Origin of the sequence: Acidovorax sp. SUPP2825, assembly GCF_030158995.1 — a bacterium.
GTDB lineage: Bacteria > Pseudomonadota > Gammaproteobacteria > Burkholderiales > Burkholderiaceae_C > Paracidovorax.
On record NZ_BQXK01000032.1, the window covers coordinates 1 to 14,394 of the forward strand.

Genomic DNA, 14,394 nt, shown 5'->3' on the forward strand with positions numbered 1-14,394 from the left:
GGGCCTGCAAGGCCCCTCATGCACCCAGGCGCAGACCGCTGCTGGGCCTCATCACGCTCAAACGGCTACTGGCGCCCACTCCTCCCTATTCGGATTCGTCAAACATGGGGTTGTGAGAGGCTCCCTCAAGTGCCTGTTCGGCCAGCCCTTGCGACAGGCGCTGGGCATGGTGCAGAGCCTGCTGCGGCTGGCAAAGCTGGACTGGCCGGTACCTGACTTCAGCACTGTTTGCCGGCGCCAAAAGACCTTGCAGGTCGAACTGAGCTACCAGCGAACCAACTCGCCGCTGCAGTTGCTGGTGGACAGCACCGGCATCAAGTTCCTGGGCGAAGGAGAGTGGAAGCGCAAGAAGCATGGCGCTGAATACCGGCGCGAATGGCGCAAGGTCCATCTGGGCATCGACGCGCAGACGCTGGAAATACGCGCCATCGAGGTGACCAGCAACGCCATTGGGATGCGCCGATGTTGCCCGGGTTACTGGCTCAGATTCCCACCGACGAATCCATCGAAAGCGTCAGTGCCGATGGCGCCTACGACACGCGCGCCTGCCTGGACGCCATTGCCGAGCGACACGCGATGGCGGTGATCCCGCCCCGCAAGAACGCCAGCCATTGGAAGAAGTCGAGTCCGGGCTCGGCACATCGCAATGAGGCCATTCGGGCGTGCCAGCGCCTGGGTCGCGGCATTTGGAAGAAGTGGAGCGGCTACCACCGGCGCAGCCTTGTGGAGACGAAGATGCACTGCTTCAAGCGACTGGGCGAACGGGTGATCGCGCGCACGTTCGACCGCCAGGTTGTGGAGTTGCATGTCCGCGTGGCCTTGCTCAATCGGTTCAGCCAGATCGGCCGTCCTCACACCGTGTCGGTGATTGCTGTGGCATCGGTCCGTCTGGGGTTGGGGTTATGCCGTCCGAAAATCGATTTGTGCAACAGAGCCCCGGCAAATGGCCGCCACCACGCGCGGGCTGAACGCAGGCCGTCCTGCGCTTGCGGTCGAACCCTGCGCCACCAACCACAGTCGCGCAAACCCGCCAGCCACCATCTCCCGCTCCTCGAAATCCGCCATCGCCTGAGGTGTACGCCGCGCCCGTTGGAAGCTCCGTCACACAGCGGCGACGGCAGGCGGCTTCATAGCCAATTTCAATCCAATAAAATGATTGAAATGATAGAATTTCGCTTGAAATTTCGATAGAAATATCAAATTGATGGCTTTGCGCGAATTCCGGCGCACGGCACACAAAATCTCACCGATTTTCAGAATTCCCTCAAACTGGGCATACGTCCTACTTCATCCGAAAGGCCTCCCATGCGTCAGTTCACCATTCGTCAAAAGCTGCTGGGTGTCATCGCGGCCGTGCTGCTGGCTTTCTCCAGCCTGAGCGTGTTCCAGCTGGTCCGCATGTCCAGCATCACCCATGGGCTGGAGGTCCTCTACCAGAAGGACTTCGCCAATTCGTACTACGTGAGTGAACTCGATGGGCTGCTCACCCGCGTGGACATCAACATCCTGCGCATGATCGCCATCGGCGACCCGGCCCTCATCAAGACCTGGAAAGCCGAGAACATCGAGCGCTTCGGCAAGGCCGACCAGCTCATCGCGAACCTAGTCGCCAACATCGACGACCAGGGCAAGCCGCTCGCCGCCGACCTGCAGTCGGCCTACACCAAAATGCGCGCCGGTATGAACCACCAGATCGAACGCATCGAGGCCAACGACGTCCAGGGCGGCGCCGAGGTGAACCGGCTGGAGGTCAAGGACAACGCCAACGCGGTCTTCACCACGCTGGACAAGATCGCCAAGCGCATCAAGCAGGGCGCCGGGGTGCAGTTGCAGGAGCAGCTGGCCACCGGCACCACCACCCGCACGGTGGCCCTGGCGGCCCTGGTGCTGATCTCCGTGCTGGGCCTGGCCGGCAGCCTGCTGCTGGTGCGCAACCTGCTGCGCCAGCTAGGCGGCGAACCCGACTACGCCGCCAACGTGGCGCGCGAGGTGGCCCAGGGCAACCTGATGGTGGACATCGCCACGCGCGCCGAGGACAAGGACAGCCTGCTCGCCGCCATGAGCGAGATGCGCAACAGCCTGCGCGACATCGTGAGCCGCGTCCGCCAGGGCAGCGACAGCATCTCCACCGGCGCCCGCGAGATCGCCTCCGGCAACGTGGACCTGAGCCACCGCACCGAGGAGCAGGCCAGCAACCTGCAGCAGACCGCCGCCTCGATGGAACAGCTCAACACCACCGTGCGCAGCAGCGCGGACACCGCCCTGCAGGCCACCCAGCTGGCCAATTCCGCCAGCGCCGCCGCGCAGCAGGGCGGCGAGGTGGTGCGCCGGGTGGTGGACACCATGGGCGAGATCAGCGGCAGCTCGCGCAAGATCGCGGACATCATCAGCGTGATCGACGGCATCGCTTTCCAGACCAACATCCTCGCCCTCAACGCCGCCGTGGAGGCGGCCCGCGCCGGAGAGCAAGGTCGGGGCTTCGCCGTGGTGGCCAGCGAGGTGCGCAGCCTGGCCGGCCGCTCGGCCGATGCCGCCAAGGAGATCAAGGCCCTCATCTCCGCCAGCGTCGAGAAGGTGGAGACCGGCTCGCAGCTCGTGGGCGACGCGGGCACGTCGATGGAGAACATCGTGCAGCAGGTCCAGCGCGTGGCCGATTTGATCGCCGAGATCAGCGCCGCCACCAGCGAGCAGACCCAGGGCATCGGCCAGATCAACGCGGCCGTCACCCAACTGGACCAGACCACGCAGCAAAACGCCGCCCTGGTGGAGGAAAGCTCGGCCGCCGCCGACAACCTGAGCCAGCAGGCGCAGCGGCTCACCGAGATCGTGCGCACCTTCCGCATCGACCAGGACGCCGGCAGCTTCCATGGCGCGGCTTCCGCCCCGGCGCCATCGCCCGTGCGCAAGCCGCTCGCGGCATCCGCCGCGCTGCGCGCCGCACCGGCCGCGAGCCGCCCGGCCCTGTCCCGGCCGACCCCTGCCGCCGCCTCGCACGACCAGTGGGCCGCCCACTGACCACAGGGGGTGGTTGAACACCAGGGCTTGCACCGATGCGCGCGCAAGCCAGGGAGGGCCGCGAGAGCCGACAGGGCGGGCGCCCCCCCCCTGCGCGCCCGGCTTGCGCCGCTGATACAGGCCGTTGCCGTCGCCGTCTTTTTTGCCGTCGTCAGTCCGCCGGCACCAGCTCCACGGACGCGTGCTCTTCCAGCCATTCGGCCACGGGCCAGCCGGCCTCGTCCGCGATGCCCCGGTTCCAGAACTGCGAGGCACACAGCGCCTCCACGTCCAGGCCCTCCAGCGTGCTGCGCGCCAGCACCGCGCCGATGTAGGCGCTGCGCGCCCGCTCGACGATGCCCCAGACCAGCGTGGTCTCGGCGGCGCATTGCAGGCTGATCAGGAACGCCTCCTTGCGCGCGCCGTCCGCGGTTTTCTCCACCATCCAGGGCAACTGTTCGGCCAGCAGTTCGTCCTGCAGCAGCACGTTCAGCAGATCGCGCGCCGGCTCGGGGCCGAGCGGAACGACCACGAAACGCTCGGTTTCGAATTTCGGGGCCTGGGTGGGCAGCAGCTCGACGCTGGCTTTCATCTCTTGGTACGACATCGTTTTAAACCTCCGTGGCTACCGAGCGTAGGTGCGCGCCCAGGCGAGCCAGAATCAGGCAACGAAGAAATGCGCCTGCGGCCGAAGATGGGCGTGGCACGCCAAAACATCGCGATTTGTGAATGGCGCCGTGCGATTGAAAATTAACTGCTGCGCTGCAGACTATTAGCGTGCAAGGCTGAAATGCATTGGACCCTCTAATCCCTCCACACCGCTTTTGGCGTTCGGTACAATATTTTCGCCACTCCATCCACACCAGAATCCATGTACAAAAATCTGGAAAATATCGTCGCCACCCTTCAGACAAAGCACCTCAACGCCACCGCTGGCGGGCCGATTCCGGTGTACACGATCGATAAAGGATTATCCAAAAATCTGCCCGGCCACGAAATAGAGATTTCAATCCAATCCAGCGGAGACATCGCATTCAAACAAAGGTGGATTGGCGATCCCGTATCGCACCCGCGATTGACATGGCCAGTGCTGCGGCAAATTTTGAACAAGATCATGCTCTCGTATTTTTGTGCAGACTACAAAACAATTAAAAAGCATGAAGTTTTCCGCCATTTCTTTCATTATTCCGAGCGTCAAATTCTTTTCATGCACCAAGGAAAAGAAGTGACCAGGACGCTGGGCAGCTTTCCCTGCATTCACTGCGGTATTATCTTGCCGGAAGATCAAATCACCATCGACCACCATTACCCTCAAACCGGAGGCGAGATGCTGGCCCTTCTGAAGGTATTGAGGGCGTGCCATCTGACGCAAGAGGGCCCCTCGGGCGAACTGGGAAAGTTCTATGCCGGCCAATCCGCACATTCACCCGAGCATCTTGCCGCAGCGATCATGGCGCCTCCCTCATGGCCGACGGCGCACTACCCGTTCCCACAGAGAGCGCCAAAAAACAAACCAGACCTTGGCACCACTTTGAATGATTTCGGCACACTCATTTACTCCGTATTGGTCTGGTCCGGGGATATCCGGCAGGTCATGCAGAACTGCATGAACTCCTTCCTGAATCTGAAGCCGTCGTGCCTGCGCTGCAACGCCTCCAAAGGGAATTCCATATGAATGTGCCTTGGATCGCCACCGAGGCCGAAGCGGCCCCGCCCGCAGAAGCCCGCAGGCCGGCGCTGTGCACCGGCCTGGGCGCCATGCACCAAGGCGGGTCGCCCCCCGCCCTGCCCTCGCCTCCGTGCAGGCCACGCCACGCCGCCTGACGCTATTAAATCAATAGCACAATGCCCTAGTGGAATATGCACTGGGGCCCGATTTCCCTTCAACCCCTCCGATCCCACCCAGACCTGGCACGCGCATTGCAACAGCGTCCCCGTGACCAATGCCGGTCACATGGCTGGCCCCTTCCAATGGCGGAAACGGGGCGGTCAGGACGAAGGCGTCCCCACAGGCAGTGCAGGCTTCATCGGCCCGCGCCCTGTGCGGACGCCTTTTTTGTTTTTTGGTTTCGGCTTCGTCTGCCGGCAGGCGCTGTTCATTCGTTTTTGCAGCGCCGCGGCGGGCACCCATGGGGGTCACGATGAAAAAATCCAGGCTGGTGATGGTGGGCAATGGCATGGCCGGGGTGCGCACGCTCGAAGAGCTGCTCAAGATCGCTCCGGACCTCTACGACATCACGGTGTTCGGCGCCGAGCCGCACCCCAACTACAACCGCATCCTGCTGTCGCCCGTGCTGGCGGGCGAGCAGACCATCGACGAGATCATCCTCAACGACTGGTCCTGGTACGAGGAGCACGGCATCCACCTGCACACGGGCTTCACGGTGCACGAAGTGGACCGCGTGCGCCGCGTGGTGCACGCCACCAACGCGGCGGGCGAGGCCATCAGCGCCGAGTACGACCGGCTCATCCTCGCCACCGGCTCCAACCCGTTCATCCTGCCGATTCCGGGCAAGGACTTGCAAGGCGTGCTGGCCTACCGCGACATCGCCGACACGCAGGCCATGATCGACGCCGCCGCCACGTACCAGCATGCGGTGGTCATCGGCGGCGGGCTGCTGGGCCTGGAGGCCGCCAACGGCCTCATGAAGCGCGGCATGCAGGTGAGCGTGGTGCACGTGGGCGACTGGCTCATGGAGCGCCAGCTGGACGACGTGGCCGGCAAGATGCTGCAAAAGTCCCTGGCCGAGCGCGGCATGCAGTTCCTGATGAAGGCGCAGACGCAGGAGCTGGTGGGCGGGGCGGACGGCCGCGTCACCGCCGTGCGGTTCAAGGACGGCACCGAAGTGCCCGCCGACCTGGTGGTGATGGCCGTGGGCATCCGCCCCAACACGCAGCTGGCCGAAAAGATGCGCCTGCACGTCCACCGCGGCATCGTGGTGAGCGACACGCTGCAGACCACCACCGACGCGCGCATCTACGCCGTGGGCGAGTGCGCCGCGCACCGGGGCATCGCCTACGGGCTGGTGGCGCCGCTGTTCGAGCAGGGCAAGGTGCTGGCCAACCACCTGGCGGAGTTCGGCATCGGGCGCTACCAGGGCTCGCTCACCTCCACCAAGCTCAAGGTGACGGGCATCGACCTGTTCAGCGCCGGCGACTTCCAGGGCGGCGAAGGCACCGAGGAGATCGTGATGAGCGACCCCTTCGGCGGCGTGTACAAAAAACTCGTCATCAAGGACGACAAGCTCGTGGGCGCGTGCCTCTACGGCGACACGGTGGACGGCAGCTGGTACTTCAAGCTGCTGCGCGACGGCCGCACGGTGGGCGACATCCGCGACAAGCTGATGTTCGGCGAGAGCAACATCGGCGACGCCGGCCATCAGGGCCACAGCAAGGCCGCCGCCATGGCCGACACCGACGAGGTGTGCGGCTGCAACGGCGTGACCAAGGGCGCGATCTGCAAGGCCATCAAGGACAAGGGCCTGTTCACGCTGGACGACGTGAAAAAGCACACCAAGGCCAGCGCCAGCTGCGGCTCGTGCACGGGGCTGGTGGAGCAGATCATCATGTTCACGGCCGGCGGCGACTACTCGGCCACGCCCAAGACGAAAGCCGTTTGCGGCTGCACCGACCACGGCCACCAGGCGGTGCGCGATGCGATCCGCGCCAACAAGCTGCTGTCCATCGGCGACGTGTTCGCCTTCATGGAATGGAAGACGCCCAACGGCTGCGCCACCTGCCGCCCGGCCGTCAACTACTACCTCATCAGCACCTGGCCGAAGGAGGCCAAGGACGACCCGCAAAGCCGCGCCATCAACGAGCGCAGCCACGCCAACATCCAGAAGGACGGCACGTACAGCGTGATCCCGCGCATGTGGGGCGGCGAGACCACGGCCAGCGAACTGCGCCGCATCGCCGACGTGGTGGACAAGTATCAGATCCCCACCGTGAAGGTGACCGGCGGCCAGCGCATCGACCTGCTGGGCGTGAAGAAGGAAGACCTGCAGGCCGTGTGGAAGGACATCGGCATGCCCAGCGGCCACGCCTACGCCAAGGCCCTGCGCACGGTGAAGACCTGCGTGGGCAGCGAGTGGTGCCGCATGGGCACGCAGGACAGCACGCAGATGGGCAAGGACCTGGAGCGCGCCATGTGGCGCATGTACGCCCCGCACAAGGTCAAGTTCGCCGTGAGCGGCTGCCCGCGCAACTGCGCCGAGAGCGGCATCAAGGACGTGGGCATCATCGGCGTGGACAGCGGCTGGGAGATGTACATCGCCGGCAACGGCGGCATCAAGACCGAGGTGGCGCACTTCTTCACCAAGCTCAAGACCGCGGCCGAGGTGCTGGAGTACACCGGGGCTTTTTGCGAGCTGTACCGCCAGGAGGGCTGGTACCTGGAGCGCACGGTGCACTACGTGAACCGCGTGGGCCTCGATCACGTGAAAAAACGCATCCTCGAAGACCACGAAGGCCGCCGCGCACTGTGGGAGCAGCTGCAGTTCGCGCTGGACGGCGAGCCCGACCCGTGGTTCGACTTCCAGGAAGCCAGCGTGGACACGCGGCAGTTCGCCGCCATCGCGCCGTGACCGAAGGGGCCCCGTCCATGCGCCGCCGCCGACTCCTGCTCGCCACCGCCCTGGGCGGCTGCGCGTTCGCCGCCCGCGCCGAGGTGGCCGACCTGAACGACGCCATCAACCAAGCCGGCCGCCAGCGCATGCTGAGCCAGCGCATGGGCAAGGCGTGGCTCGCGCTGGTGCACGGCGTGGAGACCGCCAACGCCCAGCAGGTGCTGGACAAATCCCTGGCGCTGTTCGAGCGGCAGCTGGCCGCACTGAAAGCCTATGCCCCCACGCCCGCCATCCGCGCCACCTACGGCGAACTGGAGGCGGCTTGGGGCCTCTACAAGGCCACGCTGACCGGCACCGCCCCGGCGCGCGACGCCGCGCCCGCCGTGCTGCAGGCCGACGCCCGCGTGCTGGCCCTGGCCCAGCAGGGCACGCAGCAGTACGAGGCCACGCAGTCCAAGCCCGCCGGCCACCTCGTCAACCTGGCCGGTCGCCAGCGCATGCTGACCCAGCGCATGGCCAAGTGCTACCTGGCCGCCGCGCTGCCCGTGGACGCGGCCGCGGCCCAGGCCGAGATCGCCAAGGCGCGCAGCGAATTCGCCACCGCCATGGCCGCCCTGCGCACCGCGCCGCAGGCCACGCCGCGCATCCAGCAGGAGCTGCAGCTGGCCGACGGGCAGTGGGTGTTCTTCGACGCGGCGCTGCAGCGGCTGCAGGGCGGGGGCACCTCGGCCAAGCAGCTGGGCGAGGTGTTCGTGGCCAGCGAGAACCTGCTGGTGGTGATGGACCGGGTGACCGGACTGTATGCCGCGGCGTGAGCGAGTGAGCGAGCGAGCGCGCCAATGAGCGAGTTTGTTGTTTTTTCTAACGATTCCTGAGGTACCGCGATGAGCGACTGGAAATACATCTGCCGTGTGGACGACATTCCCGTGCTGGGCTCGCGCCGCGTGGCGCGGCCGCAGGGCCTGGACGTGGCCGTGTTCCGCAACGGGGCGGACGAGGTGTTCGCGCTGCTGGACCGGTGTCCGCACAAGGGGGGGCCCCTGTCGCAGGGGATCGTGTTCGGGACGAGCGTGGCGTGTCCGCTGCACCACTGGACGATCGGGTTGTGCGATGGGCAGGCTTCGGCGCCGGACGAGGGGTGTACGCCGAAGTTTGCGGTGAAGGTGGAGGGGGGGGAGGTGTTTTTGGATGCTGGGGAGTTGGCGGGGCATGCGGTGGAGTTGGTGCGGCCGGTGGCGGGGCCTGTGAGGCGGGGTGTTGTTGGTTCTGGGTTGGATGCTTGAGGCTGGCTGTGTTTTGTTTTTGCGGTGGCTGTGGATTTTTCTCCCGGGGCCGGGTCTCGGCCCGGCGGCCGAGGTACTTTTCTTTGCTTCGCCAAAGAAACGTACCCAAAAGAAAGGCGACCCTACTGGCTGCGTCCCTGCGCTTCGCTCCGGGCAACCTGCGGTGCTCGCGGCTGGCGGGGTCCGCGCAAACTCGCTCCACTGCGTTGCGCTCAAACAGCGCGCGGCCCTTTTTCCGCCAGCCGCTGCGCTCCTCGGCGCATCCAGAAGGGAACCCAACAGCCCACACACGGGCCATCGCTGCGCTCGGCCCTCAACGCGCAGGCGCTGCGCGCCGCGAAGGCCGGGCCGAGCGCAGCGATGGCCCGGCTGGCGGGTTCCCTTCTGGATGCGCCGAGGAGCGCAGGGCGCGGGGCGGGCAGGTGTGCCGCAGGACACACCTGCCTTCGTCATCTGACTCGCTGCGGTTGTCCGAGCGGAGTTCACGCAGTGAACGCAGCGAGTTCCGCAGCGCGACCCGCGACCGAGCACCGCAGGTTTCCCCGTTCGCCGAAAGGCGAACGGGGACGCAGCCAGCAGGGTCGCCTTTTCTTTGCTTACTTTCTTTTGGCGAAGCAAAAGAAAGTGAGTGCGCCGCCGGGCGCAACTCCCGGCCCCGAAACGTAACCAACCAGCAACCAACAAAAATCAGCGCGCGTCCAGCAAAACAAGCAGCAACACAACCATAAGTTAACCAAAAATCACGCCATGACCCAAACCCAATCCACCTGCCCCTACTGCGGCGTAGGCTGCGGCGTGATCATCGAATCCACCGGCCCCCAGATCACCGGCGTGAGAGGCGACCCCACCCACCCCGCCAACTTCGGCCGCCTGTGCACCAAGGGCTCCACCCTCCACCTCACCGCCGCCAGCCCCGTCACCCTCCAGACAAGACTGCTCACCCCCCAACACCGCCTCCAGCGCGGCGACAAGCCCCAGCCCATCGCCTGGGAAGCAGCCCTCGACACTGCCGCACAAAAATTCGCCGACACCATCGCCCGGCACGGCCCCGACGCCGTCGGCTTCTACGTCTCCGGCCAACTCCTCACCGAGGACTACTACGTCTTCAACAAGCTCGCCAAGGGCCTCATCGGCACCAACAACATCGACACCAACTCGCGCCTGTGCATGAGCAGCGCCGTGGCGGGCTACAAAACCACGCTCGGCGCCGACGCGCCGCCCACCTGCTACGACGACGTGCAGCACGCGCAGTGCCTCTTCATCGTGGGCAGCAACACCGCGTGGGCACACCCCATCCTGTTTCGCCGCATCGAGGACGCCAAGGCCGCCAACCCGGGCATGAAGATCATCGTGGCCGACCCGCGCCGCACCGAGACCGCCGGGCTGGCCGACCTGTTCCTGCCCATCCAGCCGGGCAGCGACGTCATGCTGTTCCACGGCATGCTGCACCTCATGCTGTGGGAAGGCTGGGTGGACAGCGCCTACATCGCCGCGCACACCACCGGCTTCGATGCGCTCAAGGCCCTGGTGCGCGACTGCACGCCCGCCCGCGTGGCCGAGGTGTGCGGCATCAGCGAGGCGGATCTGGCCACCGCCGCGCGCTGGTTCGCCGGTGTGGGTGCCGCTGCAGGTGCGGGTGCGGGTGCCGCGCGCCAGCCCACGCTCAGCCTTTACTGCCAGGGCCTGAACCAGAGCACCAGCGGCACGGCCAAGAACGCCGCCCTCATCAACCTGCACCTGGCCACGGGCCAGATCGGCCGACCGGGCGCGGGGCCGTTCTCGCTCACCGGGCAACCCAACGCCATGGGCGGACGCGAGGTAGGGGGACTGGCCAACCTGCTGTCGGCCCACCGCGACCTGGCCAACCCGCAGCACCGCGCCGAAGTGGCCGCGCTGTGGGGCGTGCCCGAGGTGCCGGGCACGCCCGGCAAGACCGCCGTGGAGATGTTCCAGGCCGCGGCCGACGGCGAGATCCGGGCGCTGTGGATCGCCTGCACCAACCCGGCGCAGAGCCTGCCCGACCAAGCCACCGTGCGCCGCGCGCTGGAGCGCGCCGAGTTCGTGGTGGTGCAGGAGGCCTTCGCCACCACCGCCACCGCGCAGTACGCCGACCTGCTGCTGCCCGCCACCACCTGGGGCGAGAAGACCGGCACGGTGACCAACAGCGAGCGCCGCATCTCCCGCGTGCGCCCCGCCGTGCCCGCACCCGGCGACACGCGCCACGACTGGGCCATCGCCGTGCAGTTCGCCCACCGGCTGGAGGCGCGGCTGCGCCCGGGGCGGCCCACGCTCTTTCCGTACGCCACCGGCGACGGCGAGGCCGAGCGCGGCGCCGAGGCCGTGTGGAACGAGCATCGCGAGACCACGCGCGGGCGCGACCTGGACATCACCGGCCTGTCGTGGGCGCTGCTCGATGCGCAGGGCCCACAGCAGTGGCCCTGCCCGGCCGGCGCCGCCGACAACACCGATACCAATACCAATGCCGATGCCGATGCCGATGCCGATCCTTCGGCCCCGCCCCGCCCGCTGGGCAAAGCGCGCCTGTACGAAGACGGCGTGTTCCCCACCGCCGACGGCCGCGCGCGCTTCGCCGCCCACGCCTGGCAGCCGGTGGCCGAGCCGCGCCAGGCGCGCTACCCGTTCAGCCTGACCACCGGCCGCCTGCGCGACCAGTGGCACGGCATGAGCCGCACCGGCACCCTGGGCCGCCTGTTCGGCCACGTGGCCGAGCCCAGCGTGCAGATGCACCCGCAGGACATGGCGCGCCGCCAGTTGGCCGAGGGCGATCTGGTGCACGTCACCAGCGCGCGCGGCGCCATCGTGGTGCCGGTGCAGGGCAGCACCGACGTGGGCCTGTCCCAGGCCTTCATCGCCATGCACTGGGGCAGCGAATACCTGAGCGGGCAATCGTCCACCGGCACGCCGCTGGCGGGCGTGAACGCGCTCACCACGCCGGCCTTCTGCCCCACCTCCAAGCAGCCCGAACTCAAGCACACCGCCGTCAAGATCCTGAAGGCCGAGCTGCCCTGGCGGCTGCTCGCCATGGCCTGGCTGCCGGCCGACAGCGCCCTGGCCGCGCGCGAGGCGCTGGCCGCGCTGATGCCCGCCCTGCCCTTCGCCAGCTGCGTGCCCTTCAGCAACAACGCCCCTCTGGCGGGCCCGCAGCGCGAACGCCACGGCGTGCTGCTGCGCGCCGCCGGCCACGAGCCCGCGCCCGATGCGCTGATCGAACGCATCGAGGCCCTGCTGGGCCTGGACACCCCCGAAACCCTTCGCTACGCCGACCGCCGCCGGGGCCAGCGCCGCGCGCTGCGGCTGGAGCGCCAGGGCGGCGACACCCTGCTGGCCGGCATGCTGCTGGCCGGCGACACCCGGGCGGAGGTCTGGCTCAAGACCCTGCTGCAGGAAGAACTGCCCGCGCAAGGCTACGGCCGCCTGCTGCTCGTGCCCGGTGCGCAGGCGCCCTCCGGCGCACAGGCCGTGCAGTCGCGCGGCAAGCCCGTGTGCTCCTGCCTGAACGTGACCGACGCCGCCATCACCGCCCACCTGGCGCAATGCCACGGCACCGACGCCGACCGGCTCGCGCAGTTGCAGGGCGCGCTGCGCTGCGGCACCCAGTGCGGCTCCTGCGTGCCCGAGCTGAAACGCATGGTGCGCGCCACGGGGCCGCTGGCCCCGGCCACCCCGCAGGCCCCCGCCGCCGCCCTCTCCATATAACCAAAAGTTGGCAGAAGTGGGGGAGAATCCGGTCCCCTTCGATCCGCCAGAAAAACCCCACGCCATGGCCATCAGCCACTATCTCAAGGACCTCGGCCGCGGCGCGCGCGGCGCCCGCGCCATCGGCCGCGAGCAGGCCAACGACCTGTTCGGCCAGGTGCTGGACGGCCAGGTCACCGACCTGGAGATCGGCGCCTTCTGCATCGCCATGCGCATCAAGGGCGAGACCGCCGAGGAGATGTGCGGCTTTCTCGATGCCACCCATGCGCGGCTGGCCCGCCTGCCCGCCAGCGACCGGCCCGTGGTCGTGCTGCCCAGCTACAACGGCGCGCGCAAGCTGCCCGTGCTCACCCCGCTGCTGGCGCTGCTGCTGGCGCGCGAGGGCCTGCCCGTGCTGCTGCACGGCATGCGCACCGAGGCGCGGCGCATTCTGGCATCGGATGTGCTCGACGCCCTAGGAATATCTGCCCTGAATGCTCCTGAAAAGATAGCAAACGGCACCGTGGCCCACATTCACACCGAAGCCCTGCACCCGGGCCTGGCCCGCCTGCTGGCCGCGCGCGAAGCCATCGGCCTGCGCAACCCGGGCCACAGCGTGGTCAAGCTGATGAACCCCTGCGCCGGGCCGTCGCTGGTCGTCACCGCCTACACCCACCCCGAATACCAGGCAATGCTGCACGCCACGTTCGGCACGCTGGGCATGAACGCCCTGCTCTCGCGCGGGCTGGAGGGCGAAGTGGCCGCCGATCCGCGCCGAACGCCCCGTTACGACGCCTTCGTCGCCGGCGCGCACCATCTGTGGGAAGAGCAGCAGCCCGGCACCGCCAGCGAGGTGCCCGGCCTGCCCCAGGACATCGACGTGGACACCACCGCCCGCTACACGCGCCAAGTGCTCGACGGCGCGCTGCCGGTGCCCGCGCCGCTGTCCCGTCAGGTGGAACACATCTTGCGTCTGGCCGGGCAAATCCCTTTGGAGACAAACCCATGAATCGCCCATCCACTCCCGCCTTCGAAGGCGTCGCCCCCGGCCGCTGCACGCTGGTGGGCGCCGGCCCGGGCGATCCGGAACTGCTCACCATCAAGGCCCTCAAGGCCATCCAGGCCGCCACCGTGCTGCTGGTGGACGACCTGGTCAGCGACGAGATCGTGGCCATGGCCCCGCCCGGCGCGCGCATCGTCCACGTGGGCAAGCGCGGCGGCTGCAAGAGCACGCCCCAGGCCTTCATCGAAAAGCTCATGGTCATGGCCGTGAACGAGGGCGAGAACGTGGTGCGCCTGAAGGGCGGGGACCCGTTCATCTTCGGGCGCGGCGGCGAAGAGGTCGAGCACCTGCGCGCGGCAGGCATCGACGTGCAGGTGGTCAACGGCATCACCGCGGGCCTGGCCGGCATGACGCTGCTGGGCACGCCCCTCACCCACCGCGAGCACGCACACGGCGTGGTCTTCGTCACCGGCCACGCCAAGCCCGGCGACGCCGGCACCGACTGGCGCCAGCTGGCCGCCACCGCGCGCGATGCCCGCCTCACCCTGGTCATCTACATGGGCGTGAGCAGCGCCGCGCACATCCAGCAGGAACTGCTCACCGGGCTGCCCGCCAGCACCCCCGTGGTCGTCATCCAGCACGTGAGCCTGCCCCAGCAGCGCCACGCGCTCACCACCCTGGGCGAGTTGCACACCACCATCGAGCGCGAGCAGCTCGCCAGCCCATCGGTCATCGTCGTGGGCGATGTGGTAAGCGGCGTGGCGGCGGCCAGGGGCAGCACCCGCGGCGCGGACCCCCTGCCCTCCGCGAAGCGCAACGCGGCGGGGGGCTGAGGCGCGCGGCGGGCTGC

General features: G+C 67.6%; 9 protein-coding genes and 1 pseudogene. 9 read left to right on the plus strand and 1 reads right to left on the minus strand.

Features of this window, described 5'->3' with window-relative positions:
- Positions 1–121 precede the first annotated feature (121 nt).
- Together AVAK2825_RS23605 and AVAK2825_RS23610 are read left to right on the plus strand one after the other, a co-directional pair.
- Positions 122–867: pseudogene (locus AVAK2825_RS23605) on the plus strand (IS5 family transposase); the annotation flags it as partial.
- Between the two features lie 438 nt (positions 868–1,305).
- A complete protein-coding gene (locus AVAK2825_RS23610) occupies positions 1,306–3,015 on the plus strand; it encodes a methyl-accepting chemotaxis protein (protein WP_284402878.1) in 1,710 nt (569 codons plus the stop codon).
- Between the two features lie 151 nt (positions 3,016–3,166).
- On the opposite strand, the gene AVAK2825_RS23615 is transcribed toward AVAK2825_RS23610, so the two are convergent.
- Complete coding sequence (locus tag AVAK2825_RS23615; protein ID WP_284402879.1) at positions 3,167–3,601, minus strand: GNAT family N-acetyltransferase; 435 nt, start codon at positions 3,599–3,601, stop codon at positions 3,167–3,169.
- A 264-nt stretch (positions 3,602–3,865) separates the two neighbouring features.
- Here AVAK2825_RS23615 and AVAK2825_RS23620 point away from each other — a divergent pair, with 264 nt between their 5' ends.
- From AVAK2825_RS23620 to cobA, 7 genes are all read left to right on the plus strand, one after another.
- Positions 3,866–4,669 carry a hypothetical protein gene (locus tag AVAK2825_RS23620; protein ID WP_284402880.1) on the plus strand — a complete coding sequence of 268 codons (804 nt, stop codon included), beginning with the start codon at positions 3,866–3,868 and terminating at the stop codon, positions 4,667–4,669.
- 466 nt (positions 4,670–5,135) lie between these two features.
- The gene (gene nirB / locus AVAK2825_RS23625; RefSeq protein WP_284402881.1) at positions 5,136–7,580 is read left to right on the plus strand and encodes a nitrite reductase large subunit NirB; all 2,445 of its coding nucleotides are present in this window, start codon (positions 5,136–5,138) and stop codon (positions 7,578–7,580) included.
- 17 nt (positions 7,581–7,597) lie between these two features.
- On the plus strand, positions 7,598–8,377 hold the full coding sequence (locus tag AVAK2825_RS23630) for a type IV pili methyl-accepting chemotaxis transducer N-terminal domain-containing protein (RefSeq protein ID WP_284402882.1): 780 nt from the start codon (positions 7,598–7,600) through the stop codon (positions 8,375–8,377).
- A 69-nt stretch (positions 8,378–8,446) separates the two neighbouring features.
- Positions 8,447–8,845, plus strand: coding sequence for a nitrite reductase small subunit NirD (gene nirD / locus AVAK2825_RS23635; RefSeq protein WP_284402883.1), 399 nt, complete (start codon positions 8,447–8,449; stop codon positions 8,843–8,845).
- A gap of 747 nt (positions 8,846–9,592) precedes the next feature.
- Positions 9,593–12,562: a nitrate reductase gene (locus tag AVAK2825_RS23640; RefSeq protein WP_284402884.1), complete on the plus strand. Its 2,970-nt coding sequence runs from the start codon at positions 9,593–9,595 to the stop codon at positions 12,560–12,562.
- 64 nt (positions 12,563–12,626) lie between these two features.
- The gene (ybiB, locus tag AVAK2825_RS23645; protein WP_284402885.1) at positions 12,627–13,550 is read left to right on the plus strand and encodes a DNA-binding protein YbiB; all 924 of its coding nucleotides are present in this window, start codon (positions 12,627–12,629) and stop codon (positions 13,548–13,550) included.
- Positions 13,547–14,377 carry a uroporphyrinogen-III C-methyltransferase gene (gene cobA, locus AVAK2825_RS23650; RefSeq protein ID WP_284402886.1) on the plus strand — a complete coding sequence of 277 codons (831 nt, stop codon included), beginning with the start codon at positions 13,547–13,549 and terminating at the stop codon, positions 14,375–14,377. The genes ybiB and cobA overlap by 4 nt, the downstream gene beginning before the upstream one ends.
- The last annotated feature ends 17 nt before the right edge of the window (positions 14,378–14,394 follow it).

What these genes read in the sequence shown, in the direction of transcription:
- nirD (WP_284402883.1), top strand. Translation starts at nt 8,447, where the DNA reads ATGAGCGACTGGAAATACATCTGCCGTGTGGACGACATTCCCGTGCTG.
- nirB (WP_284402881.1), top strand. Translation starts at nt 5,136, where the DNA reads ATGAAAAAATCCAGGCTGGTGATGGTGGGCAATGGCATGGCCGGGGTG.
- cobA (WP_284402886.1), top strand. Translation starts at nt 13,547, where the DNA reads ATGAATCGCCCATCCACTCCCGCCTTCGAAGGCGTCGCCCCCGGCCGC.
- AVAK2825_RS23640 (WP_284402884.1), top strand. Translation starts at nt 9,593, where the DNA reads ATGACCCAAACCCAATCCACCTGCCCCTACTGCGGCGTAGGCTGCGGC.
- AVAK2825_RS23630 (WP_284402882.1), top strand. Translation starts at nt 7,598, where the DNA reads ATGCGCCGCCGCCGACTCCTGCTCGCCACCGCCCTGGGCGGCTGCGCG.
- AVAK2825_RS23610 (WP_284402878.1), top strand. Translation starts at nt 1,306, where the DNA reads ATGCGTCAGTTCACCATTCGTCAAAAGCTGCTGGGTGTCATCGCGGCC.
- ybiB (WP_284402885.1), top strand. Translation starts at nt 12,627, where the DNA reads ATGGCCATCAGCCACTATCTCAAGGACCTCGGCCGCGGCGCGCGCGGC.
- AVAK2825_RS23615 (WP_284402879.1), bottom strand. Translation starts at nt 3,601, where the DNA reads ATGTCGTACCAAGAGATGAAAGCCAGCGTCGAGCTGCTGCCCACCCAG.
- AVAK2825_RS23620 (WP_284402880.1), top strand. Translation starts at nt 3,866, where the DNA reads ATGTACAAAAATCTGGAAAATATCGTCGCCACCCTTCAGACAAAGCAC.